This is a genomic window from Paenibacillus sp. FSL W7-1279, from assembly GCF_037969845.1.
In the GTDB taxonomy this organism is placed as follows: domain Bacteria; phylum Bacillota; class Bacilli; order Paenibacillales; family Paenibacillaceae; genus Paenibacillus_AQ.
Genome location: NZ_CP150215.1, coordinates 1,699,694 through 1,725,635, shown reverse-complemented (window position 1 = coordinate 1,725,635; position 25,942 = coordinate 1,699,694). Strand labels below are relative to the sequence as shown.

General features: G+C 50.8%; 21 protein-coding genes. 2 read left to right on the top strand and 19 right to left on the bottom strand.

Annotated features, from left to right (window positions below):
* Positions 1-64: 64 nt before the first annotated feature.
* The 11 genes from MKY82_RS07245 to MKY82_RS07195 all read right to left on the bottom strand — a co-directional run bounded on the left by MKY82_RS07245 (position 65) and on the right by MKY82_RS07195 (position 14,120).
* Positions 65-1,570, bottom strand: a complete 1,506-nt coding sequence (locus tag MKY82_RS07245; RefSeq protein WP_220686227.1) for an alpha-glucosidase/alpha-galactosidase — start codon at positions 1,568-1,570, stop codon at positions 65-67.
* Positions 1,571-1,677: 107 nt separating this feature from the next.
* Entirely contained in the window at positions 1,678-2,598 is a 921-nt protein-coding gene (locus MKY82_RS07240; protein WP_220686228.1) for an AraC family transcriptional regulator, read from the bottom strand.
* A 187-nt stretch (positions 2,599-2,785) separates the two neighbouring features.
* Positions 2,786-4,783: a methyl-accepting chemotaxis protein gene (locus MKY82_RS07235; protein WP_220686229.1), complete on the bottom strand. Its 1,998-nt coding sequence runs from the start codon at positions 4,781-4,783 to the stop codon at positions 2,786-2,788.
* 6 nt (positions 4,784-4,789) lie between these two features.
* A complete protein-coding gene (locus MKY82_RS07230; protein ID WP_256720554.1) occupies positions 4,790-4,912 on the bottom strand; it encodes a hypothetical protein in 123 nt (40 codons plus the stop codon).
* Positions 4,913-5,132: 220 nt separating this feature from the next.
* On the bottom strand, positions 5,133-5,798 hold the full coding sequence (locus MKY82_RS07225) for a response regulator transcription factor (RefSeq protein WP_194541369.1): 666 nt from the start codon (positions 5,796-5,798) through the stop codon (positions 5,133-5,135).
* 53 nt (positions 5,799-5,851) lie between these two features.
* Complete coding sequence (locus tag MKY82_RS07220) at positions 5,852-8,284, bottom strand: PAS domain S-box protein (RefSeq protein ID WP_339295820.1); 2,433 nt, start codon at positions 8,282-8,284, stop codon at positions 5,852-5,854.
* A 257-nt stretch (positions 8,285-8,541) separates the two neighbouring features.
* The gene (locus tag MKY82_RS07215) at positions 8,542-9,342 is read right to left on the bottom strand and encodes an ABC transporter ATP-binding protein (protein WP_100540692.1); all 801 of its coding nucleotides are present in this window, start codon (positions 9,340-9,342) and stop codon (positions 8,542-8,544) included.
* Complete coding sequence (locus MKY82_RS07210; RefSeq protein WP_071223652.1) at positions 9,329-10,339, bottom strand: ABC transporter ATP-binding protein; 1,011 nt, start codon at positions 10,337-10,339, stop codon at positions 9,329-9,331. The genes MKY82_RS07215 and MKY82_RS07210 overlap by 14 nt, the downstream gene beginning before the upstream one ends.
* Positions 10,340-10,347: 8 nt before the next feature.
* Entirely contained in the window at positions 10,348-11,184 is an 837-nt protein-coding gene (locus tag MKY82_RS07205) for an ABC transporter permease (protein ID WP_220686233.1), read from the bottom strand.
* 1 nt (position 11,185) lies between these two features.
* Positions 11,186-12,196 (bottom strand): ABC transporter permease, encoded by a 1,011-nt coding sequence (locus MKY82_RS07200; RefSeq protein ID WP_113056503.1) that lies wholly within the window; start codon positions 12,194-12,196, stop codon positions 11,186-11,188.
* Between the two features lie 103 nt (positions 12,197-12,299).
* A complete protein-coding gene (locus MKY82_RS07195; RefSeq protein WP_339295819.1) occupies positions 12,300-14,120 on the bottom strand; it encodes an ABC transporter substrate-binding protein in 1,821 nt (606 codons plus the stop codon).
* Positions 14,121-14,362: 242 nt separating this feature from the next.
* Here MKY82_RS07195 and MKY82_RS07190 point away from each other — a divergent pair, with 242 nt between their 5' ends.
* Positions 14,363-15,616: a HAMP domain-containing sensor histidine kinase gene (locus tag MKY82_RS07190; protein WP_259445423.1), complete on the top strand. Its 1,254-nt coding sequence runs from the start codon at positions 14,363-14,365 to the stop codon at positions 15,614-15,616.
* 143 nt (positions 15,617-15,759) lie between these two features.
* On the opposite strand, the gene MKY82_RS07185 is transcribed toward MKY82_RS07190, so the two are convergent.
* The gene (locus MKY82_RS07185; RefSeq protein ID WP_113056501.1) at positions 15,760-17,058 is read right to left on the bottom strand and encodes an alpha-glucosidase/alpha-galactosidase; all 1,299 of its coding nucleotides are present in this window, start codon (positions 17,056-17,058) and stop codon (positions 15,760-15,762) included.
* 190 nt (positions 17,059-17,248) lie between these two features.
* Between MKY82_RS07185 and MKY82_RS07180 the strand changes: the two genes are divergently transcribed.
* Positions 17,249-18,133: an AraC family transcriptional regulator gene (locus tag MKY82_RS07180; RefSeq protein ID WP_220686235.1), complete on the top strand. Its 885-nt coding sequence runs from the start codon at positions 17,249-17,251 to the stop codon at positions 18,131-18,133.
* A 100-nt stretch (positions 18,134-18,233) separates the two neighbouring features.
* Here the strand turns inward: MKY82_RS07180 and pepT are convergent, their stop codons facing one another.
* The 7 genes from pepT to MKY82_RS07145 form a co-directional block, all read right to left on the bottom strand.
* On the bottom strand, positions 18,234-19,466 hold the full coding sequence (pepT, locus tag MKY82_RS07175) for a peptidase T (protein ID WP_339222368.1): 1,233 nt from the start codon (positions 19,464-19,466) through the stop codon (positions 18,234-18,236).
* A gap of 144 nt (positions 19,467-19,610) precedes the next feature.
* Entirely contained in the window at positions 19,611-20,447 is an 837-nt protein-coding gene (locus MKY82_RS07170; RefSeq protein ID WP_339295818.1) for a MetQ/NlpA family ABC transporter substrate-binding protein, read from the bottom strand.
* Between the two features lie 56 nt (positions 20,448-20,503).
* Entirely contained in the window at positions 20,504-21,202 is a 699-nt protein-coding gene (locus tag MKY82_RS07165; protein ID WP_071223550.1) for a methionine ABC transporter permease, read from the bottom strand.
* A gap of 4 nt (positions 21,203-21,206) precedes the next feature.
* Entirely contained in the window at positions 21,207-21,956 is a 750-nt protein-coding gene (locus MKY82_RS07160) for a methionine ABC transporter ATP-binding protein (protein WP_339295817.1), read from the bottom strand.
* Between the two features lie 220 nt (positions 21,957-22,176).
* A complete protein-coding gene (locus MKY82_RS07155; protein ID WP_339295816.1) occupies positions 22,177-24,147 on the bottom strand; it encodes a tetratricopeptide repeat protein in 1,971 nt (656 codons plus the stop codon).
* A gap of 207 nt (positions 24,148-24,354) precedes the next feature.
* Positions 24,355-24,852, bottom strand: coding sequence for a DUF3995 domain-containing protein (locus tag MKY82_RS07150; protein WP_194541359.1), 498 nt, complete (start codon positions 24,850-24,852; stop codon positions 24,355-24,357).
* Positions 24,853-24,954: 102 nt separating this feature from the next.
* A complete protein-coding gene (locus MKY82_RS07145; RefSeq protein WP_339295815.1) occupies positions 24,955-25,941 on the bottom strand; it encodes an ATP-binding cassette domain-containing protein in 987 nt (328 codons plus the stop codon).
* Between the last annotated feature and the right edge of the window lies 1 nt (position 25,942).

Sequence of the window (25,942 nt, the reverse complement as noted above, 5' to 3'; positions counted from 1 at the left end):
TGTATAATACGCATTCATGAAACCATAAGTATTTCTGTTGTTTGAAACCTTCGTTAATGCGCAATCAGCTTAACGTTTTTTCGCGATCCTTCCCTTTGTCGGATTCACCTGCGTTTTTGTTCGCCTTCTCCCGGTCGAGCTGCATCTCCTCCACCGTCTTCACCTTGAGTCTCGCTGCTCCTTCATACGGACGGGTGGGTATCAGATTGTCAGATGTTAGCCGTGCCTTCGCTTCGGCGATCGAAGCCGCGTACTGAGGAAGCCATGCTTCACCGGCTACCAGCATTTCATCGACCAGCTGCCAAATTTCCTTCGGATTACATACCGCACCGACCAGCGGATCCATCATAAATGCCTGACGAAGCAGCTTGTCATCTCCGTGAACCGCCGCTTCAACCGCTAGCCGTTGCACGGATATGCTTGCGTTGCACACGGCAGCCGGCCCTAACGGCAAATTCCCTACATGCGGCATGGAAATGCCGTTGCGGTCCACGTAACCCGGCGCCTCAATGATTGCATCACTCGGCAGATTGGAGATAATGCCCTGATTCACCACATTAAAATGGCCCCGGTATACCCGGCCGGTTTCCAAGCCTTCAATAATGTAGGAGCCATGTTCCTCTCCTCGTTGCTCCGGCGTGTACTCCATAGCCGGATCTTTCATCCAGTTCGGGAAATCGGTCTCGAACCAGTTGCGTCCCTCGGTACAGACTCGCAAATATCCGCCCGTCTCTCCGTTTATCCAGCTGCTGAGGTCGATCCACTCCGTAATTTCCTCCGGCCGTTTACGGTACCAAGGAACATATTCGCTTAGATGGCCGTTGGACTCGGTGCTGTAATATCCAAAACGTCGCAGCATATCGATGCGAACCTTCTCAGTCCTGCTGTACTCCGGATGCCGTTCGAACGCATCCAGCAGTCCAGCCGTCAAATCCTTGCCTTGATGCGAGGCTTGAATATACCAAGTCTGATGGTTAATTCCGGCACAGACAATATCGACCTCCTGTTTCTTTAGACCGTACACCTCGGCGATTTGGTGATGCCCATGCTGCACGCCATGACATAAACCAATCGTCCGCACGCCGCCATACTGATTGCATGCCCATGTCAGCATAGCCATCGGGTTCGAATAGTTCAGCAGCAGTGCATCAGGCGCGCTCACCTCGCGAATATCCCGGCAAATGTTCAGCATCTCGGGGATTCCCCGCTGGCCATACATAATGCCGCCTGCACAGAGCGTGTCGCCTACGCACTGATCGATGCCGTATTTCAGCGGAATGTCCACATCCGTGCGAAACGCCTCCAATCCACCTACGCGAATGGTGCAGATGACATATTTGGCATTCTGCAAGGCTTGTCGTCGATCCGTGGTGGACTGGATCGCAATCGACAGCCCGTTCTCGATAATGTCCCGCTGACACAATTCCGTGACCATATCCAGGTTATGCTGGCTGATGTCGGTGAAAGCGACCTCGATATCCCTAAACTCCGGTACAGTCAACAAGTCACGCAGAATTCCCCGGGTAAAGCCGATGCTTCCCGCTCCGATAAAAGCAACCTTAAATGACATTCTATCCACTCCCTAGCTGCAAATTAGATTGTAGCTATTGTAGCAATCAAGTGGTGGAAAGCGTTATCAAAATTATGACCTCTTGAACTCTTCTGAGTCAAAAATCCTCACTTCTTATCTGCTCCGGCATCCTGATCACCGTATTTCCAGGCATTGCGGTCCTTCCGCAGACGATATTCCACCGGCGTGGTGTCCGTATACTTCTTGAACAACATATGAAAATACTGCCTGCTGCCAACACCCACATAATCCGATATTTCATGGATGGGGATATCCGTCTGCTCCAGCAGCATTTTGGCCTTTTCCATTCGGATCATGGTCAGATACTCGGTTATTGTTCTGCCCGTCCCTCTGCGGAATACTCGATGCAAGTAGCCGGGATGCAAATTCACCTCAGCGGCAACGTCTTTCACCTGAATATTGCGGTCATAGTTCTGATGCAAGAAATCGACGCTTCGTTTAATGTAGAACTCGCTCTGCTGCATTTCGCTACGTTCCCTTTCATCATACAGCCGGGCGATGCATACAAGCAGCTGAATAAACAGCATATGCGTCATCATTCTGCCCTCAGTCCCTCTTTGATCAAGTTCAAGGACGAGGCTCCTTAACACCGGATATACCTCCTCTTGATCCACTAACACCAAGTAGGGAAACGGCCGATTCAACAGAAAAGATACCTCTTGCTCCTCCCGGGCAATCTGCCTAAGAGAAAGTGACCTTCCTTCAGTTTCCATAAACCCGAATTCCACATTCAGCATTCGGCAGGAGGCCGCCTGCTCAACGATTAACCGATGCGGGACATCGGCATCCAGTACCATAAACTCCCCTTTTTTCAGCGTGAGGCTCTTTTCCGTATCGCCTACCTTCACGTCAATCCGGCATACCCCTGAGATCATATACATGATTTCGGTTGAATCATGCTGATGGTAAGGCATTTCATAATTTATCCACTGCTTATAGTAATAGGCGTAAAAGCGCGGGACGTAATCCCCCTCTTCTAGCGTCTGCTGAAACAAGCTGCCATTCACAACACGTATTCCTCCCTTCGTCCGGGCAGTGCAGCATTCCATTTATAACAAAAACGTCTATCAACGTCCCTTACAAAAAACAGACCGCGATTAGGAAGTCGTTTTCTTACGATAGCAGGCCGCCAATGCCTTGCATGAAAAAAAGCCTGGCCCTTAGGCCAAGCTTATCATCAATATGCCAGTGGTGCTACGAGATTTTGAAGGCTGATACGGTATGGTTCAGCTCTTCGGCAAGCTCGGCAAGCGATTGTGCCGTTGCAGCCGATTCCTCGCTTGTAGCCGCCGTTTCCTCCGTCGACGAAGATATCGTTTCAATGGCGGTTGCCACCTCGGCAGCCTGGGCTGCCTGCTCCTCGCTGGCTGCTGCAATATCCATCACTTTGCCCGCCGATTCATTCACCATGCTTGTAATGTAGGCAAAAGCTTCCCCGGCTTTTTCCGTGTGGATGACGCCTTGATTCACCGCCTCCACGCTATCGGCCGTATTCTTCTGCATGCCCTTGATGATATCGGCAATCTGCTTCGTGGCCCCTCCACTGCGTTCGGCCAGCTTACGCACTTCATCCGCCACCACGGCGAAGCCTCTTCCTTGATCGCCGGCCCGAGCAGCCTCGATCGTCGCATTAAGGGCAAGCAGGTTGGTCTGCTTGGCGATATCGTCGATGACCTCGATGATCTCACCGATCCGCTGGGAGTCCGCTTCGAGTTTGGCAACCTGATCCCGTACCCGATTCATGCCTTCCACCGATTGCTGGACGATGCCGCTGCCTTCCGTTGCAATACCGGAGGTCTGATTTACAAGCTCGGATGCTGCCGAGGCGTCGCTTGCAACCGAATTGATGGCATTCGACCATTCATGGAACAACTCACTGACGGTCTGCACGGATTCAGCCTGACTGCTGCTCCCAACAGCCAGTTCCTCGGCACCAGCTGACAGCTGCTGTGAAGCGGCGGCTACCGATGATGCGTTCATGTTCACTCTGCCGATCATCTCCCGCATGCTCTCCAGCAGCTGCGCAAATACTCGGGACAATGTGCCGATTTCGTCGGCTCTGCGAAGATAAGCCGCAGGAACCTCCTGCGTGAAGTCTCCCTTCGACATGAACTCGCCGATAGAAACGGAAACGCCCAACGGCTTCACGATGGATCTCGTTAACAGGACTACGACAGCTGCCATAGCTACCAAGGTGGCTGCACCAGCAACGATAATGGAGATGATCAGTGCATCCGACTTCGCCGTAATCTCATCCATCGGGATAATGATAGCGGCAGACCATGGCGTTTCCGTCAATCCGGTCTTAATGGGCGTATACAGCTTGTACAGCTCGGCATCTTCTTCGGTATAGACATCCCCTTCCCGAATCGCATCCAGTATAAGAGGAACCGTCTTGCCAGGATATGCCTTCTCAAGCGTCTGCCCCATCAATCCGTCCTCCGGGGACGTTACGATCACGCCGGTATTCGAATAGATATGAGCATAACCCGTATCGAACAATCGGAACTGCTCCATTATGCTTTGCAAATGCGCCAGGGAAATATCGACGCCAACCACGCCGACGGTCTTGCCGTTATCGATAATCGGAACAACGAGCGATGTCATCATGACATCTTCGTTGCCTACTTTGAAGACGTACGGATCCATAATAATTTCCTTGCCGCTGTTCTTCGCCAGGAGATAGAAGTCACCTTCCCCTTCGTGCTCGTAATCCTCGATGACAGAACGTTCCAGGCCGGATTCCGTTCTTGCCCAGTAAGACATCATTCGCCCCGTATGGTCACTGCCCTGTTTGTTTCTGTATTCGTTATCCTGGCCATCAAAGGCATCCGGCTCCCATAAGGTCCAGATCCCTTTCCAGGAAGGATTGTCTTCCAGATTTCGTCTCAATATTTCATTAACGGCTGAGCGATTCGTGGTGTCGCTCTCCTTCATTCCAACAAAGCTTACAGCCAATGTACGTGCGGAGTTCATCACATCGTCGAGCTCTGCTTGTACCAGAGCGCCAATCTTCTCACTCGTTGTCACCGCGAGCGTCTTGGCCGAATCCAGAGCCTCCTCCGTTGTAGTCATGCTGATATAAGTCATCATGATAGCTAGAAAAATCGTGATCGACCCCAAAATGACAAGCAGCATACGACTCTGGAGTTTCATTGCAAACAGAGATTTCAAAGACTTCCATCGTTTCATTATGAGTCACCCTCGCTTCTTCCGGCTGTTAAATTCATTCCATTCTTCTTCAAGCTGCGCCAAAACCTCTTCAATCTCTTCCGGTGACAAGAGGTCATCGACACCATATTCAAATAGGTCCTTTGTCATGCCGCAAGTAACCACCCTTCCTACTAACAGACTATATCCATCCAGTAACATAAGCATATACACTTACATACCGTTCGTAACCGAAATTCTCTTGCGTGAGCACGCAAGAATTTTGCGGGCCGCCCTGCGATTGTTGTCGAATGATTGCGAATTCACCTAAAATCATATCGAAGGATGCATTGCTTCATGATCTGAAACGAAAAAAAGAGTAAACCTTCTATCAGCTTATCTGGACAAAATCCGAATCCGAGAGGATTCCCATTTGCTTTGCCTTCAGTGCAGCTTCTATACGTGACTTCACATTCAACTTTTGAAAGAGATTGGTTAAGCAGTACTCCAGTGAACGCTGGCTCATGATCACCGTCCCCGCAATCTCTTTGTTGCTCTTTCCGCGAGCGATTTCCTTGAGAATACTATATTCTTTATCGGTTATAGACTGGGCTGCCGGCGCGCCTGCTGTCCGTTCCGGACCATTTGCGGTAACGCGGCGGAGCTGCTTCACGAGTGTCAACGGCAGAACGACCTCTCCTCGCAGCGCACACCGAACAGCCGTTACCAGCTGCTCTTTGCCCGACGTTTTCGAGACAAATCCAGCCAGTCCAGCCTCCATAATCAAATTAAAATGATTGCTGACTTCAAAGCCCGTATAAATCAGCATTACCGCGTCCGGAGCAATCCGGAGGATCTGCTTGGCCAAATCAATTCCGTTCATGCCCGGCATATGCATATCAATCAGCATCACGTCAAAATGCAGCGCGCTCACCAGCTCCAGTGCCCGCTCCGGCGTATTGGCAAGCTTCACGAACATATCCTTTTCCTGCTCAAGCAGAACCTTGGTTCCCTCCATCACCGAGGGATGGTCATCCACCAATAAAATTTCGATCATCGTCACTCATGACTCCTTCAGCCTGGTATCTTGCTTGCTTCACTGACGGCGAATTACCTTGCCGTAATGGATATATAGACAGCCAACCCGCCGCTATCCGACGAGTCGAACTGGATTTTGCCGTTCATGCTCCTGACTCGCTCTTTCATGCCGCCAATCCCCATGCTGTTGAATTGGTCCGATTGCTGACTGGGGTCGATCCCAATCCCGTTGTCTTCATAACTCAGGTTGACTTCATCCGACTGGGTGGACAAACGGAGCCTTACCTCCGTTGCGTTGGAATGCTTCGTTGCATTGGCCAGCAGCTCCTGGACAATCCTGTACAGTCCGATCAAATGGTCGTCACTGATATCATCATCGAAGTTTGAGCAGTCGAATTGTATGGAATAATTGGTGCGGAGCTGAGTAAATTCAAACAATGCCTCAAGCGAGCGTTCCAACCCCTCCTCCTTCAGCAGCGGGGGACGAAGCTCGTTGCACGTAATTCGAATCTGATAAATGACATCCAGAAGCCCCTGCTCAATCTCCTCCAGCTGCGGGCGCAGATCCTCCGGCAGCTCATGATCCGAAGTAATCTGATTCAATTTCCTGTACCATATAATCTGTTCCTGAAGCGCGGCATCGTGAAGGTCCTGGGACAATCGCTTCCGCTCATTTTCGGATAAATGAAGCATGAGTCGCAGCAGCCATAGGGGCATGATCTGCTGGGATGAACCCAGCTTCTCCAGTTCCCTCGTCAAATCCTCAATGACGCGGAAGTTATCGTATAGAACACTTGCATAACGCGTAATGGTCTCCAGCCATATTTTTTGGGCCTGAATCAGGAGCAAGGGAACCTCGCCGCCAATACAGACAATGCTGCTATCCCCGTTCATTTCTCCAATCTTGACAAAATATCCGTCACACATCTCAAACAGTTTACAGAACGGAATATGCTCTGGACCGCATGTATGGATCGCACGAATCACCCCTTGTGGCGGCTCTTTATGGCCCCCTTGGATTTTGATATGCAGACTGTTGTGGTTTATCTGGATGAGGCTCACCCGATCCGTCCCCAGCACCTTCTTGATTTCCCGTACGATCCGGGCATTCAATTCACTGATCTTCACCATCCCGAAAAGATCGGAGGAGAATTGATCCAGGCTCATCTGCAGCCTGAAATACAGATCCTCGCTCTCCCTGACAAGCCTTTCTGCCGCAATCCGCTCCCGTTCGGCCTGCTTCTGCTGCGTAACATCCCGAATAATGGTAAGCGCCGTATGATGGCCTATATAAGGGATAGGCGTCGTTATGGCCTCTATATCAATGATCGTCCCATCCAGCCGAATTAGTTTGTTGCCGGCGAGCTCCGAGGTATTTCCGCTTGCGTACACATGTTCAACCTCAGACGTCACAAACTCGAGCTGGTCGGAAGGAATCACGTCCTGGAAGGAGGTGCCGTCCAATTGCGCGATGTCCGTAATTCCCAATAAGGATAAGCCCGCAGGATTCGCATAAATATAAGAAAAATCGGAATGCAGGAACATCGCAACAGGAGCGATATCCAGAATATGGCGGTTGATCCGGTCACTCTCCATAAGGGCCCTTTCCGCTGATTTACGGGCGGTTATATCCTCGAAAAAAACTTCAATCGTGTCCGATTGCGCATCATAAAGGGCCGTCGCCACGACATCGACCCGCTCTCCGTCAACCCGCCTTATGGATAGTTCTTCGGCAACAACTTCCCCTGTCCGAATCAGCTGCGCGAACCGTTTGCGGGCCCACTCCTCATAGGGATCAAGCGCCCAGTCCCAAGGATCGGTACCGAGGATGTTCTCAGGACCCGCCGCCCCAAGGATCCGAAGTCCGGCGGGATTCACGTACATGAGCTTGCGGTCCTTGCAGACTGCAATGGCAATCGGTGATAACTCCACCAGCCTGCGATACCGGTTCATGCTTTCCTTGAGCGCCTGTTCCATCTTCTTGCATTCTGTAATATCATACAGCGCCTCTTCCATGCGGAAGCGGGTGGTAATATCAACGGCAATGCCATCCGTGCGGATCATTTGACCGGCGTCATTCAACGTCGGAATCATCTTTACCTGAACCCAGCGAACATCACCATCCGCATGGATGATTCGGTATTCGGTATGAACGGCGTCGCCTTGTCGAAGTTTGTCAACCAAGGATCGGAACAGCGCCATATCCTCCGGATGGATCAGCGTTTCCCAGGAAAGGCCGCCTGCGAAATCATGATGTGAATAACCTGTGATTTTATGAAAAGCCAAAGAAGTATTTTGGATACTCCTTCTGCCGAAATCGTATGACCAAATACCCACATCAAGCGTAAGCAGCATATCATCAAGCAAGCGGAATCTGCCTTCGGCCATGTCCAAAGCCTGATGGCTTAACTTCCGCTGATATGCGCTTTTGAACATTAAAATCCAGAATGTAATGGTGAGGGCGACTAATACCAGGATGGTTGCCCCCAAGAAGTAAGTACACATGATGTTTGATGATCTCCTTATGAAGCATACACGCAGTCATGTCAGATGCCTTGCGGTATACCGAATGCGAGCTGCGGAATGAATCAAATGGCAGCCATATCATTTATCGGCAAATCCTTCACAAATGCGAAGATCAAGAATAGAGAAATTTTACGTAACGATTCAAAGTGTCATATCCGCGCAATAAACGGAAAGTAAAATAAAGCCCGAAGCGGCGTTGCGCTTCGAGCTTTTCTCATGAGATTTGTCCACGCCGCTCATGCCAAATCCCACTCGGAGTGAATCTTGGGCACATCGGAAATCAACTGCTGGGTATAAGGATGCTGCGGATTCAAGATAACCTCTTCCGCCGGTCCCCGCTCCACGACTTTCCCTTGTTCCATAATATACAGCGTATCGCTTACATAATAAGCAAGCCCTACGTCATGGGTAATGAAAATAATCGTCATGTTGTTCTCATCTCGCAGCTTCAAGAGCATATCCAGTATCGTGGACCGCGAGCATGCATCGACCATGGAGGTCGGTTCATCCGCAATCAGCAGCTTCGGATGGAGCATGAAAATCCGGGCGATCATCAGGCGCTGCATTTGTCCGCCGGACAGTTCGAACGGGTATTTATTGTGCAGCTCCTCGAATTTTAGATTGACGAAGGAGCACGCTTCCTTCATTTTGCGGAATTGCTCCTCCTTCGTCAGTTTATCCCCCTGCAGCTTGATGCAATCGAGCAGCAGCTTCTCGACTTTATAGAAGAGATTGAACGAAGAGAACGGGTCCTGAAAGATCGCCTGGATATTTTTCCAATAGCGCTTGCGATCTCTGTGCCGCTTCAGCTGCCTTGGCTTGCCCATATACTCTATCGTACCGCTGCTCTCCTTCAGCAGGCCCATGATCATTTTCGCCAGTGTCGTTTTGCCGCTTCCGCTCTCGCCGACAATCGATATGATTTCGCCTTCATGAAAGGTAAAGCTGACATCCTCCACGGCGGTGGTCTTCTGCTTCCCGTAACCGAACACCTTGGTGAGATGCTCTCCCCGAATCAGGACATCATTCCTCTTCATTTGCATACCACTCCTTAAGCACACCCGGTTCCACGATGCAGCGATACATGCGATCCTCCACGGTCCGGCTCGTTATCTTTCCCTTACGGCAGGCGTCTTGCACATAGGAACAGCGATCTGCAAACCGGCAGCCCTCCGGTACGTTTTTCAGATTAGGCGGGGTGCCCGGGATAGCGGCCAGCTTATGGCCTTTCATGCCTTCCTCCGGCACTATGATGGAACCCATCAGCTTTTTCGTATAAGGATGGATCGGGTCAAAAATCATTTGCTCTGCGGTTCCGCGCTCCACGATCTCCCCTGCATACATGACGATGATGTCATCCGTTACGTGATAAAGCAGCGGCAGCTCGTGGGTGATAAATACCAGAGACTGAATATAGCCCCGATCCAGCAGACTTTTCAGCAGCTTGATCACCGCTTTCTGCGAGGTTACGTCCAGCGCCGAGGTCGGTTCGTCCGCAATCAGCACTTTGGGGTTCAGAATGGTGGAAATAGCGATCACCGTCCGCTGCTTCATGCCGCCTGACAGCTCGTTCGGATAGGAGTTCAGCACCTTGGTTGACAAATTCAAGGTTTCGAACCGTTCCGCCGCCATATCCCACACCTGCTTCTTGTTCAGCTCAGGGCGATGCTCCTTCATAATATCCTCGACGAAATGAATGATTTTGAGCGTAGGATTCAGGGCATTCATAGCTGCTTGCGGGATATACGATATCTCTCTTCCCGACACCTGGGAACGGAGCTGTTCCTTGCCAAGCTTCATGATATCCGTGCCGCTTACGACAATCGAGCCGCTGCCATAATGCAGCGGTGGAAAATAGAAACCCATCAGGCTGAGCGCAAGGGTCGATTTGCCGCAGCCGGATTCACCGGCAATGCCAAGCGTCTTCCCCTTTTCGAGCGAGAAGCTCACCCCGTCTACGGCATAGACGTGCTCCTTCAACCGGGTACGGTAATAGGTCTTCAATTCGTTCACTTCCAGTATATTTGTGCTCACAACACCCATCAGCTCCTAATCTTCGGATTGAATATCTCATCCATGCCGGTGTTCATCATGTACAAGGAGAAGGTGATGATGGCGATGGAGATCGCCGCCGGGATAAAGGCCCACCACGCGCCGGCAACCGGTGCTTCAAATACGAGCGCCCAGTTCATGATGATGCCAAGGGAAATCGTGTTGTACGGTCCCAGCCCCAGCATCGAGATGGAAGCCTCGGACAGAATACCTGATGCCGTCTGCAGCACAAACGCCATGACGACATAGGAAGCGATGTACGGCAATATCTCCGAGATGATAATGCGCGGCGTGCTGTACCCGGATATTTTCGCGATATTTACGTGATCCCGGTTTCGCAGCGAGGATGTCTGCGCACGTACGGCCCTGGCTGTCCAGGGCCAGCTGGTAATGCCAATGATAACCGCCGTAACAAACGAGCTGCGCGAATCGATGCTGACCGAGATCAGAATGAGGATGACAAAGGAAGGTATCACGATGAAAATGTTGGTGATGGCGGTCAGCAGATTATCAATCATGCCTCCGATATAACCTGAAGCTAAACCGATCACAAGGCCAATCACAGTAGCAAATACGCCGGCAATCAGCCCAACCTGCAGGGAGGTCCGAATGCCATAGATCAATTCCAGGAATAAATCCCTGCCGAAGTTATCCGACCCCAGCAGCAGCTTCGAATCCGGCGGCTGGTACGCCATGGCGATCATCTCCAGCGGATCGTTGCGGTTAAAGAGCGGGTAGATCAGCACCATCCCGATCATAGCCAGCAGCATGCAGGCTCCGAACATAAACTTTGGCGATTTGATCAATATGCGAAAGGAACTGTTCATATTATTGATCCTCCATCTGAGCGGCCTTGATTCTTGGATCGATCCAGCCGTAGATTAGGTCAATCGTAAAGTTGGCCAGCAGCACGGCCAGGGCGATCAAGAGGGTGCAGCCCGAAATTAACGGATAATCCAGCTGACGGATCGCCGTGAACATCCAGGTTCCGATTCCCGGATAACTGAATACGATTTCACAGATCAGCGAACCGCCCACCATCGTGCCGATGGATAACGCCAATCCCGTGATCTGGGGCAGCATCGCATTTCGGAATACATACCTCGCGATCTTGGAGTCCCGTATCCCGAGAAGTTTGCTGTATAGTACATAATCCGAATTCAGCTCATAGATGGACATCTCCCGCATGCCAATGGCTTGGCCGCCAATCGTAACCAGCACGATCGATAGAAATGGAAGCGTATGATGCCGAAGTACGGAAGCGAAGAATTCAAAGCTGAGTGACGGCACCATCTGGTAATCGTAGCCCCCGTGCAGCGGAAACCAGTTCAGGGACAGGGCGAATACATACAGCATAATAATGGCTAGGGTAAAGAAAGGAATGGAATTCACAAACAAGGCCACAGGGAATATCACTTTATCGAATACACCTTTGCGGTAAGCCGCAACGGCGCCCAGCACGTTCCCGATCAGCCAGCCAACCAGAATGGCCGGAAGCTGAAGCCCGATCGTCCATGGAACCGCCGAGGCCAGAATCTCCGTTACCGGTTTCGGATATAGGCCGAATGAAGTGCCCAGATTGCCTGTCGCCAAATTTTTCAGATAGATGAAGAACTGCTCCCATAAAGGCTTGTCGATTCCAAACTCGACGAGAAACGTCTCATAGACCCGTTTGATCGTATCGCTGTCGGTCATCCCCTGCGTCATCTCAGACACAATCATGCTCACCGGATTCCCTTCAATCATCCGGGGCAGCAGGAAATTCAGCGTGACCGCAATCACCAGCGTCAGAAAGTACCAGAAGAACTTCTTGACGATATATTTTCCGTAAACGCTCAAGCAGCTCACCCCCATGGATCACACCCTGAAATTGGTGGAAAAGAGACCTATATTAGGGGTGCAAATCCGCCAATATAGGTCTTGGTTCAATGAGTTTTATCCATCAGTTATGAATCTGATACAGCGACTTGATACCGGCTCCATCCATCGAAATTTGAGGCGGTATGTTGCTGCCGTCCCCTTCCGTCGGGAAGCCCTTCCATACGGATTCATTGACCGTATCGAATACCCAAGGACGATACATGAGCGGAATCGATGGGATATCCTTTAACCAGATTTGGGTCAATTCAGTATAGAGCGCTTTCAATTCAGCTTCGTCCGTAATGGTTGGAATCTTCTCGATGATGGCATCGGCTTGCTCGTTCTTATACCGGCCCCAGTTGTAGAATGCCATCTCGCCCATAGGCGCAACGCCCTTGGAGTACATGATGGTCATCGCGCGGTTCCACGGCTGGCTTGGGCTGACCCCGCCGGCAGGCGTATTCATGATGATATCGAACTTGCCGGTCTGTAGATCATTGGTCCATACCGGCGCTTCCGGGAATTTGGTGCGAATCTCGATACCGATTGCCTTCGCATTCTGGGCAACAATCTCAAGCGCCGCATTCCAATCCGACCAGCCGTATGGACACTCGATTTCAAACGGGCCGAGGCGGGTTCCGTTCAAGACGCGGATGCCGTCTTTCCCCTTCGCGGCGCCGATGGAATCGAGCAGCGCATTGGCCGCATCCACATCCGTTGTCCATTGGAGCGGTTTGATAGCCGCCTGGTCTACATATTTTGCTTCGGCCTCCGTATTCAGCGTCAACGACGGCTCCATTGGGGCCGAGTAGCCGCTGATGGCCAGCTCCGAAATTTTGCCGTAATCAATCGCCATAGCGATCGCTTTTCTGACATCCGCATTGTTGAGTCCTTCCTTCGTCATGTTGAAGAAGATCGATGGCATGGAGCCAGGCACATAATAGGGAGCGTCTTTGATATAGGTTTTAACCGGAGCCCCGCCCTCCCACATTTTCCATACCTGCGGAATAAACTGCTGCGATACGTCTACTTGACCGCTTTTGAATGCCAGGTCACCCGCTGCATTGTCTTTATAGATGACATGGGTGATATATTTGGGAGCCGGCAGCTTGCCAAAGAGTGCCTGCCCCCAATAGTTATCGTCCCGTACGATCGTGATCTTCTGATCATTGTAAAAATACATTTTGTAAGGTCCCGTTCCGATCGGGTCCTCGTTGACTTCTTTACGAATGGTGGCAAGGTCGTTATTGGCTTTCTTCTCGACCTCTTCCCATACATGTTTAGGCAGCATCGGCATGATCTCGATGCTGTCGAGCACCGTCAATTTGTTCGGATTGTCTTTATTCAGCTTGATGTTCACCGTTTGCGGCCCGTCTGCCGTTACGTCCTCGATGTAGGTCCAGAAGCTGCTCCAGTTAATGTCATATTTTTTGCCGAGCTGGTAAGTATAGACGACATCATCGGAGGTGAACGGCTTGCCGTCGCTCCATTTGGCATCCTTGTTCAATTCGATCTTCAGGGTCAGATCGTCGGTCCATTCATACTTGGTACCCAGCAGCGGCTCCAGCTCGCCTGTCAGCTGATTGACCATGAACAAGGTTTCATAGACGAGTTCTCTGGAGTTTCCGTAGTTAATCGGAAACGCCGGGTTTCCGCTGAGCAAGTTAAAATTCGTAGGTGCCCCCCATTGCAAACCGTTCACGTATAACGTTTCATTTCTCGGCGTCGCTTTCGCATCGCCCGACGGTGCCGGCTCATCACTGCCTCCGGGTGTCTTTACCTCTTCTTTGGGCGGCGGCGGATCTGATGCGGTCGGCGGCGTTACACTCTGGCATCCGGCAGCAAAAAAAGACGCGGCCAACAAAAGAATGAACATGGGTCTTAGAACGGTCTTCAGCTTCACTTGTGAACCCTCCATTCATGGAAATGTGTTCTCACTTAAGTGCTGAGTATCCGGGACAAACATATGTCGTCTGCAAGCGCTTTCTCGATGAATTTATATGTTCCTCCACTCCATCTGAGTACGAATAAATTTTGTTATTTTTATTCAAGCCTCAAGGATTTTTCCAATTGACGTCGAACTTGAATGGACAAGGTAATCTAGCGGACGATTCGATACTCTTCAAAGGGGTGGGCCTACTGCCTGTGATTAAAGATGTTTTGCTGCAGTTGTTGTTTGCGTTGATGCCTTTTGTCGCATACAACATCTATTACAGAAAACTGACAGTCAACTATTCCCGTAATTTCATCATTGTCATTTGTTCGCTGTGCATGCTGCTGTCCATGACCTTTGCTTCGTCCGTTCAAAGCGGGCTGATCTTTGACGTGCGGTATGTCATTATGTTTTTCGGCATGCTGTTCGGAGGGTTCGCGACAGGGGCAATTCTGCTTGTGGAATTTCTAATCTACAGGTTGTACATTGGCGGATCCGGCATGATCGATGCCATTATTATCTTGATCTTTACGTTCCCGCTGTCCGTTCTATTGTCGTTCATGTACCATCGAACCAAACACAAATTTTGGATCGTTTTTATAGCGGGCATCAGCTTCTCTGTCCTCCCGCTGCTGCTACTCTATATAACCAAACCCGACTACATCATGAATTACTTTCTTTTTAATATTTTAGCCATGCCTGTACATAATTCGCTCGGAATATGGCTTCTCGTAACCCTGTTTAACAAATCCGTATCCGACAAAGAGCTTTATCTGCGGTATATCCAGAATGAGAAAGCCGAAGCCGTCAATCATGTCGCCGCATCCCTTGCCCATGAGGTCCGCAATCCGCTGACCACCGTGCTTGGGTTCCTGCAGTTGATTAAGAGCGGTACGTTCCCTCAGGAAAAAACCGAACGTTTTCTGGAAATCAGCATGGAGGAAATTCGCCGGACCGAGCAAATCTTGTCCGAATATCTCTCGATCAGCAAACCACACTTGCCGTATCAGCAAAGAATCGAGCTCTCGGCCCAGATCAAGTCTGTCGTCGAGCTCATGATTTCATACGCTAATATGAGCAACGTGACCCTCAGCGCTGATTACCCTCAGCTCCCCATTTACATTTTAGGCAGTCCGGCGGAGCTCAAGCAGCTGTTGGTCAACTTTATTAAGAATGCGATTGAGGCCAGCAAAGACGTTGACAGAGGCACGGTCCACATCACCATCTATGAAGAAGCAGAGCAGGTGTCCATCGAAATCAAGGATAACGGGATCGGCATGACGCCCGAGCAATTGAGCCGTCTCGGTTCAATCTACTATTCCACTAAAATGAGCGGCACCGGACTTGGACTCACCTTCTCCTATCAAGCCATCCGTGCCATGAATGGAAGTGTCTCGGTTCGGAGCTCGCCACGATCAGGAACGGTGTTTCTTATCACGCTCCCGCACGCCAATATAAATCCGTAGCATAGGTAATTTCCGCACACAACCCGTTAACGATAAAGAGAGACGCCGCTGTAGTTACCAGAGCGTCTCTCTTTTATGGATCCAGTAATAATATTTCTTTTGCTGCAAAATTTCTGTTGTTTTTGCTTAAAGTGGTATCAGCCTTATTGGTATTTAGGGAGCCAGTCTCCATGCGCCTCAATCAGGTCGTCGCACAGGCTCTTGATGTCATCGATGGACAACTCGGCAGCCGTATGCGGGTCGAGCATCGCCGCATGATAGATATGCTCCTTCTTGCCGGTTGCCGCCGCTTCCAGCGTCAGCAGCTGGGTATTGATATTGGTGCGGTTCAGCGCGGCACATTGCGGAGGCAGATCGCCGACATAGGTCGGGGTTACGCCGCTGGCATCGACCAGACACGGAACCTCAACGCAAGCTTCCTTCGGAAGGTTCGTGATCAGTCCCGTGTTCATCACATTACCGCCGATTTTGAACGGAACATTAGTCTCGATTGCTTCCAAAATGTAAGAAGCATATTCATGGGAGCGGTTGTGCTTCAGATCCTGGTTGTTGACCAAATCCTCGCGCATCGCCTTCCATCCCTCGATTTGGTTCACACAGCGACGTGGATATTCATCCAGCGGGATATTGAAGCGCTCAATTAGCTCCGGATAGTTACGCTTAATGAAATATGGATGGTACTCGGCGTTATGCTCGGACGACTCCGTAATGTAGTAACCGAAGTTCAGCATCATCTCGAGACGAACCATATCATGATGCTTCTCCTTCTGCTTCTCGGCCGCGCGCTTCTTAATTTCCGGATACAGGTCCACGCCATCCTTCGTTACCTCAAGCAGCCATGCCATATGGTTAATGCCGGCGATTTTGGCCTGCACGCCTTCCTTGTCCATCCCCAGATTATCGAACAGATGCGGAATGCAAGCCTGTACGCTGTGGCACAGACCTACCGTTTGCACGCCGCCCAGCGTGTTCATCGCATTGGTCAGCACCGCCATCGGGTTCGTATAGTTCAAGAACAGCGCCTGTGGACAAACTTCCCGCATATCGGCCGCAAAATCCAGCATGACCGGGATGGTGCGGAGATTACGGAAAATCCCGCCGATTCCCACAGTATCCGCAATCGTCTGTCTGAGTCCATACTTCTTCGGAATTTCAAAGTCCGTAATCGTACACGGATCGTATCCTCCGACCTGGATAGCATTGATGACATATTTTGCTCCGCGAAGAGCTTCCTTGCGGTCACTGTATGATTTGACGACACAGGTGCTGCCGCTGGTCTTCTTTATATTATTCAGCATGTTCTCCGAATCTTTCAAACGGATCGGGTCAATATCATACAAAGCAAGTTCAAATCCCTGCAAGGCCGGGGTCTGCATGCAATCCCCCAGGACATTCTTGGCAAATACGGTACTTCCTGCTCCGATAAATGTAATCTTAGACATCAATTAATTCCCTCCCTAAACTCCATGAATTAATACGCTTTCACAAGACTAACTATATGATAATCGGTCTTTTTTGAATATGGAGCAAAACAAGAGCGATATGGACATTTGTTGTTTCATTAGGTAAGCTAACCCTAACTCAACATCCACGATATCGATTGATCTCGCACACGTTTAAGGGGGATAGCGCATGTCTATTTTGCCAGACCATACGCTCTACACGATTGGTATGAATCCTTCACCGGGCGGTCACGACCTGAACATCCTGTTCAGCGGTGAGGGAACTCCCATACCACGCCACAAAATCGGTCCGATCATTCATGATTACTGCCTCATTCATACCGTCTTGACAGGCCAAGGCATCTTCGAGTGTGCCGGCATCGTACATCATTGCCAGGCAGGCGACACCTTCGTGATCCTTCCCGGTGTTCTGTTCAGTTATGAAGCCGATGATCGGAACCCCTGGCACTATAACTGGGTTGCATTACAAGAAAAAGGCACCAAGATGCTGCTGGCCGACATGGGTGTTACGCCGGCTAAGCCGATTATCCACTGCACGGATGAAGCTGAGCTTAGGTCGCTGATCGACATGTACCGTCATCTCCGTCTGGGCTTTAACCAATCGGATCATCCCTGGCTTGAGGATCTTCAGGCTTCCGGGTGGCTCCGATTGCTGCTCCATAAGCTGGCGATGTTAAACCGTGAGCATCTTCCGTCAAACTCCAATGACGTGCCGGATATCGAGCGAGGCGTAAGGCAGACCGAGAGATGGATCTCGACCCAGTATCATCAACAGCTCTCCATTGATCAAATGGCCAAAACGCTTGGCTATCACCGGGCACATCTGTCCAAAATGTTCAAACAGCATACAGGCATGTCCCCCATGCAATATCTCATGAAGGTACGTATTGAGAAAGCCAAGTCGCTCATGAAATCGTCCTTCTCCATTCATGAGATTGCTTCCTCTGTCGGTTTCAATGATGCACTCTATTTCTCCAAGCAGTTTCGCAAATGGACAGGCATGACCCCAAGCGAGTATAAATACAGCCTGGAGAAAGGCTCTAATAAAGCATGATCTATAGACAGGCAAGATATCTAATGCGGGTCGATAACAAGAGCACACGAAAAAGCTGCCGGCATTCTTGCCGGCAGCTCCTTTTTTGAAAAGATTTAACTTAAGCCCGCTCCTCATACAACTGCACGATTTCAATAATCGTTTGAACGGCCAATACCATATTGTCGGCGGATACATACTCATACCGCCCGTGGTAGTTCTCCCCGCCCGTAAAAATATTGGGTGTTGGCAGGCCCATGTACGACAGTTGAGAACCGTCGGTGCCACCGCGGATCGGTTCGATGATCGGCTTGATTCCCAGCTTCTCCATGGCTGTCTGGGCGATGTCGACCACTTCTTTGACCGGCTCGATTTTTTCACGCATATTGTAATACTGATCTTTCATCTGAAGGATGATCCGCTCGGCTCCATACTTGTTTTGAAGCTCCTCTACGATGGAGGCCAGCTTGGCCTTTCTTCCTTCGAAAAGCTCCCGGTCATGATCGCGGATAATATAACGAAGCTCGGTCAGCTCCACATCACCCTCAATGGAAGTAAGATGATAGAAGCCTTCATAACCTTCGGTATGTTCAGGCGCTTCTTCCGCGGGGAGCATGCTGTTCAGCTCCATGGCGATTTTCGCCGCGTTGACCATTTTGTTTTTGGCCGTTCCGGGATGGACATTCTTCCCTTTGCAAGTGACCAGCGCCGCTGCCGCATTAAAACTTTCGTATTGAAGCTCCCCGAGCGGTCCGCCATCCATCGTATATGCGTATTTAGCCCCAAAGGCTTCCACATCGAACTTGTGCGGTCCTCTCCCGATTTCCTCGTCCGGCGTAAAAGCAACCCGGATTTTACCGTGCTTCAGTTCCGGGTGTTGGATCAAATAAGCCATCGCCGTCATAATCTCGGCAATTCCCGCTTTATCATCAGCTCCAAGCAAGGTGGTGCCATCCGTTGTAACGAGGGTATGCCCCTTGTAGCCATTCAGCTCCGGAAAATCCCGCGGGGAGAGCACCACATTCTGCGCTCTGTTCAGAATGATGTCTTGTCCGTCATATTGTTCGACGATCTGCGGCTTGACACCGGCGCCCGTAAAATCGGTAGCCGTATCGATATGTGCCAAAAAGCCGATGGTCGGGATCTGTTTATCCGAGTTTGCCGGTAGTGTGGCCATCACATAGCCATTCTCATCCATCGTTACGTCCTGCATGCCGATTTCCTTCAACTCATCCACCAGCAGCTGACCCAGCGTCAGCTGTCCCGGTGTCGAAGGGCAGGTATTACTGTTCTCGTCTGACTGCGTATCCACTTGTGCATAGGTAATGAGTCTGTCGATTACTTCTTTTTTCATAAATTCTCAACTCCAATACGTATGGGTATGTAAGGTGCACCTCTCAAATCCATGAAGAGTATACCATATTTGGCCGCACTCAAAAAAATAACCGTCCCCCGAAAACCTCGGAAAACGGTTATTATGAACCATAAAATACGCGCTTTATTCAAAAGCCGGCAGCGCAATCTCAGAGTAGTTATCCTCGAAGAACTTTTTCACTTCCGGGCTGGTCATTGCCTTGGCAAGCTTCTGGATCGGCTCGGAATCCACATTATCTTTACGGGCCACCAGCGTAATGGTGAATTCGGAGTCGTTGCCTTCGGTTACGAGAGCATCTTTCTTAGGGGTAAGTCCCAGCGGTTTCGCGTATGCCGGCGTCATGGCAACCATATCGACGTCGTCGAGCGTACGGGCCAGCATGAGCAGATCCACCTCGGTGAACTTGTATTTATGCGGATTCTCCACGATATCCGCCTGCGTCGCTTGAATGCCGACGCCTTCCTTCAGCTTAATCAGGCCGTTCTTCTCGAACATCACCAGGGATCGGCCGATGTTGGAAGGGTCGTTAGGAATCGCGATGCTTGCACCGTCCGGAAGCTCTTCGATGGTCTTATATTTTTTGGAGTACGCTCCAAAAACGGCATTATAGATCGGGGTGACCGGAACCAATTCCGAGCCGTTGTTCGCATTGTACTCTTCCATGTACGGCACATGCTGGAAGAAGTTCGCATCTACCTCTTTATGGGCCAGCGCATTGTTCGGCTGCACATTATCGGACAAGATCTGGATTTCAAGGTTGATGCCTTCTTCCTTCAGCATCGGCTTCACCAGATCAAGCACCTCGGTCATTGGCGGAATGAGCGTTGCGACCTTTAATGTAACTTCTTCCGCGGTATCGGGTGCTGCGCTCTCCGGAACCTTGTCCTTGGCAGGTTGCTGTCCGCAGCCTGCCAGCACCAGCAAGAGGGTCAGCATCAGCAGCATTAATTTCTTATTCATCGTTTGGTTACCTCCAGTTAAAATATAATCGGTGTACATGCGTTCAAAAAATAGAATTAAACTTTTCTCTTATCGAGCAGTCTGGATGCCAGGTTCCCTCCAAACTGGATGGACTGTACCAGAATGATCATAATGATGATTGTAAATGACATAAGCTCTCCCTCAAATCGCTGGTACCCGTAACGGATCGCGAAGTCCCCGACGCCACCCCCGCCCACGATCCCCATCACCGTAGAGTACGAGATAAAACTGATTGTGGATGTTGTCAGCCCAAGCACAAGGCCCGAGCGGGCCTCTACATACAGGAATTTGTATATCATCTGGAGTGTGGATGCCCCCATGGAAGCGGCCGCCTCCATCACTTCCTTCGGCACCTCCAGCAAGGATTGCTCTACCAGCCTTGAATAGTAAGCCACCGCAACGACGGATAAAGGAACCGCAGCGGCCAGCGTCCCAAGGGAAGTACCGACGATCCATCTCGTGACTGGTATCATAATGACAACCAGAAGCAGAAACGGGAATGACCGTATGACGTTAACCAAGGCATTCAAAATGGAGAATAAAAGGCGGTTCTCATACTGCTGGCCTTTTCGACACAAAAATAGCAGTGTTCCTACCGGAAGACCCAGTATTATAGCGGCAGCAATCGATATGCCCACCATGATGAACGTCTCGCCAATCGCCCGCCAGATTTCATTCTGATACTGCAGGACATAGGCAAAATAATCACTTAAATATGGAATGATGTCATTCATGGAACTAACAATCCCCCACTTTCCCTGCACCGTCCATGGAAGATCCGGAATCCCGAGAAGTCTCTCCATCGCTTAGCTGATTGCGGTACGTTCTGCTCAGACGTCCGTTCTCCATAACGGACACCTGGTCGCAAATGTCGTTCACCACGTCCATCTCGTGGGAAACGATTACGATGGTTACCCCCAGCGTTCGGTTGATATGCCGGAGCACCTCCAGAATATCCGCGGTTGTCTGGGGATCCAAGGAAGAGGTCGGCTCATCGCACAACAAGACGGTCGGCGAATTGGCTAACGCTCTGGCAATCGCTACCCGCTGCTTCTGCCCGCCGCTTAGCTGAGCCGGATACGACTTCGCTTTATCCTCAAGTCCGACAAAACGCAAAACCTCCTGGACACGATTCGCCCGTTCGATCTTCGGTACCTTTGCGAGCTCAAGCGGCATCGAAACATTGCCCCATACCGTGCGGTTGCTGACCAGCTGGAACAGCTGAAAGATCATGCCAATCGATCTTCTTGCCTCCCGAAGCTCCTTGCCCCCAAGGGAGGTCAGCTCCTGACCATTCACCACGACTCGGCCGGAATCCGGTCTCTCCAGTACATTCATGATGCGCAGCAGCGTCGATTTCCCAGCTCCGCTCGTGCCGATGATTCCGTGTATGCTTCCCTTCTCAATATGAAGAGAGACAGCGTCTATCGCCTGATAACGGCCACTGCCGCTGCCAAAGCTTTTACTGACCTCTTGCAGTGAGATCATGATAATCCCCCTCCTTGCACATGAAGAAAGCCCGCTTGGCTATGCAGCCTGCGAGCATGTTATGCTGCAACAACTATTGAATCATACCATAATTTCAGACAAAATGTGACACCACTTCTTGGCGGACTCTAACTTCTTCGTGATCAACGCATCCCTACATGAGCACCGGACTTACAGGGTGAATGCAGAATTCGATGATTCTGCTGGTTAAGAGCGGCATTCAGGACAAATAAAGCTGATGCCCATACATGCCCGTTAACCGTTCTACCGCTTTGTTCAGCAAGCTCTCTTCAAAGCCCTCCAAGCCTTCGATGGCTTGGATTTTATCCGCCGGCGGCATCTCCTTCTGAAGATGCAAGCTCCAGTTCACGATGGCCTGTATGGCATCTTCATGCTCGAACTGGCCGTAAAAAATATGTGCTTTGTACAAATAGCTGTCGGCATGCTCGGGAACCAGCCTCAGTACCTCGTCAAAAGCAGCTAATGCCGCATCCTCGTCCTGATCCTTGTAATAAATCTGTCCCAGTCTGAAATAAGCGCCCGGATGACCCGGCGAAAGCTCCAGCACTTGCAGCGTATCTTCCTTCGCCCGCGCATAATCCGCCATCGAATAATAGATTCCGCTTCGCAGGCTGTAGAGGCTGCCTTGCCCCGGGTTCAAACTGAGCCCTTGAGCACAGTCCGCTAAACCCCGTTCCAGCTGTCCGGTCTCCACAAAGCAAACGGCACGAAACTCGTAAAATCTCGGGTTCGACGGATGCGCCTGGATTGCCTGGGAATAAGCATCGATGGCCAGATCCCACATGCCCATCTCCTTATAGATATGGCCGCTGGCCGCCAAATACGTCGGATGCTCGGAGAAGGACTCTTCCTGCTTAACCGCTTCCTGCAGTTCAAGCAGCGCTTCCTCATTGCGTCCCTGAAGATAGAGCACATAACTCAGCTTGTTGCGGATTTCAGTCCCGTCCTGAAGCGCGGCTGCTTCCTTCAGAGCCTGCTCCGCTGATGGCAGATCATTCATCTCCATGTAAATATCGGCGCGCTGCACATAGTTCGGTGCATCATCATTCTCAAGCTTAAGCAGCTTGTCATTGATCGCCAGCGCCTCCTCCTGACGCCCCAGCCGGTAATAGCAGTCGGCCATCCAATAGCAGGCCAGCGGGGAGTCCGGCTGTCTTGCATACAACTTCGAAATCAGCTCGTAGGCCTGATCCTCCAGACCATCCTCGCGATAAATCCGGGCCATGTCGAAATACGCGCGGCAATCGTCCGGCGCCGCTTCAATCGCCCATTCCAAATCCGCTTTGGCTGCATTTTTGTTACCGGAACGATTGAAGACCTCCGCTCTCTTTAAGTAAAGCTCGTATGAATCCGGATACCGTTCAATGGCCTCCGATAGATAGTGCTCGGCCTGTCCCATGTCCCCAAGCTGCACATACAGGTCCGCCATAGATTTCCGAAAGGAATACGCCTCCAGCACTTGCCGCTGAAACGTCTGAAATGCACCGTAGCTGTAGTTGGTGCTGCCTGCAAACAGCGCATATCCGCCATCCGCTTCCGCTTCATACCGATCGGCCAGCTGGATTCCCTCCTGTAGGACTCCCACGGCTTCCTGCACATGATCCATCAGATCCAGGGATACGGACAGCATGTAATAATACATCGGGATGGCGCGTTCCGGCTCCTGGATGCTTAGTCGAAAATAGTGCGCCGCTTCCGCCGGATTGCCGCTCTCGTAAAAGGTCATGCCCAGCTCATAATAAGTTGAAATAACCGTGCTCCTGTCCTCTCTTTTAATGCTTTCCTTCAGATCGCGGATCGCCTCTTCATATTGATTCAAATCCTTGTGGGCAATCCCCCGGGTATACCAATTCATATAATTGTCGGCATTCAACCGAATCGCTTCATTTAGATCCTCAATGGCCTCGCGCTCCCGGTTCAGCTCACGCAAAATATGAGCGCGCCGCTCATAAGCGCGATGGCTTCCGCTCGTATCGATCACGCGCCCCAAATAAGCTACGGCCTCTTCCGAATGGCCGCTGTTGTGCAGCAGCTCCGCATAGTGCAGCTTATCATTGAAACTGGTAATGGCACTTTCGCCTTTTCTCATATATTTAAGGGCTTGTTCAAAATCCCGCTTCTTTCTGTAATGGTTACCGATACGGAACCAGATCCGCTTCATCAACTTCATGGTGGCTCATCCTTTATATGTAGATGTTATTCTTGGGCTCGTATGATCAGAGCAGAGGTTTCCTTCCTCTATCTCTATATTATACTTCCTCTATGTCCATTTGCACCCAAATTAAAAAGGAACCGTGCAGGCTCCTCTTTAGGTGTGTATCCTATTATATTGTACAAGGTTACCAAAAATGTCCAACGAAAGAAATACATGCGTTATTTAGTGAAACGATTTTGATTTATTCTGCTTACGAACTTTTCCCCCATAGTATGCTGCTGTACCCAGTGAAATTCCCCAGATCAGGAAGAGTGCGTACCAGAAGTATCCCCACACCGCCATGGGGCTTGCATCTTGATCGGCATACATGGGGGCCGACTGAACGCGGCCGACCGCTAACAAATACTGCATTACGAAGTAAGTAAATCCCCATAATGACAACAAAACAGAACCGATGGCAGCTGGTATAGTTAGCAACCATTTCGGTAAGCGCAGCCCCCACGGCCTGGCAAAAGCAAGCGCGAAAACGGCTGCCAATAAGGCCAGGGTACCCATTCCCCAGTAACCGATCACGTGCGTCCAAAATTCATCAGGCGCTTCCTGGAAATCCCCTGGGAATGCAAACCCGATGCCAAGTCCCCACCAGAAATGGGGGAGGGCATACATAACAGCGGCAATGCAAGCCGTATACCCGGCTTTTTTCATTCTTGAATGATTCATATCAATCACCTCAAGCTCATCATACTTAACGAAAAGAGCATTCAGATGACTTGAAGTTTAAGTTTAGTTTAAATATGCGGTGGAGCCCACTCTTGACTCTGCTCAGTACACCTTATGAATCACATCTTCGAAATCGGGATCTTCCATATCGATATCATCCAACTCGCCCCAGCGGCCCAGCTCTTTAAAAATATCAAGCGTATTCATCTCGCGGCGGTTCACCTCAATGGTGACGGTGTTATCCAGCGTGCTTGTCACCCGAATCGGGACGGTAAAAGCCTCTTCACCTAAAAATTCCTCGGGAATTACAAAAGGACCGCGGAAAGTGACGGTGATCACGGTAGGCAGCCCGATGGTGTCTCGTAATGACTTTACCGTCCCATCATAAGACAGCTCGCCGTTGTTAATGACCATCACGCGATTGCACAGCTGTTCGATATCATCCATGTCATGCGTCGTGAGCAGTATGGTCTTGCCGAATTGCTCGTTGATCAGCTTGAGAAAACGGCGGATGTTCCGTTTGGCGTTTACGTCCAGACCGATCGTCGGCTCATCCAGGAACAGCACGTCCGGATCATGCAGCATCGCGGCGGCGAGGTCGGCGCGCATGCGCTGGCCGAGCGACAGCTTGCGCACAGGCGTTTCCCAGAACGCCTGTAAATCCAGCAATTCGGCAAACTGTCCGAGTCTGCGCTCCTTGTCCGCCTGATCCACGCTGTACATTTTAGCCAAAATATCGTAAGAATCCTTCACCGGCAGGTCCCACCACAGCTGGCTCCGCTGACCAAATACGACGCCCAGGTTGTTCACGACGCTGCGCCGCTCCTTGTGCGGATTCATGCCTCCGATCGATACGTGACCCGAGGTCGGGTGGAGAATGCCGGTCAGCATTTTGATGGTGGTGGATTTGCCGGCCCCGTTCGGTCCGATGTATCCGACGAATTCCCCCTGCTCCACTTGAAAGCTGATTCCCTTCACGGCTTCCTTCGTCCGGTATTCTCTCGTGAACAGGGTTCGCAGCCCGGAGAAGCGCCCCTCCTTCACAACCGGCGTTTTGAACTCCTTGCGTATGTCGTGGACTTCAATCATT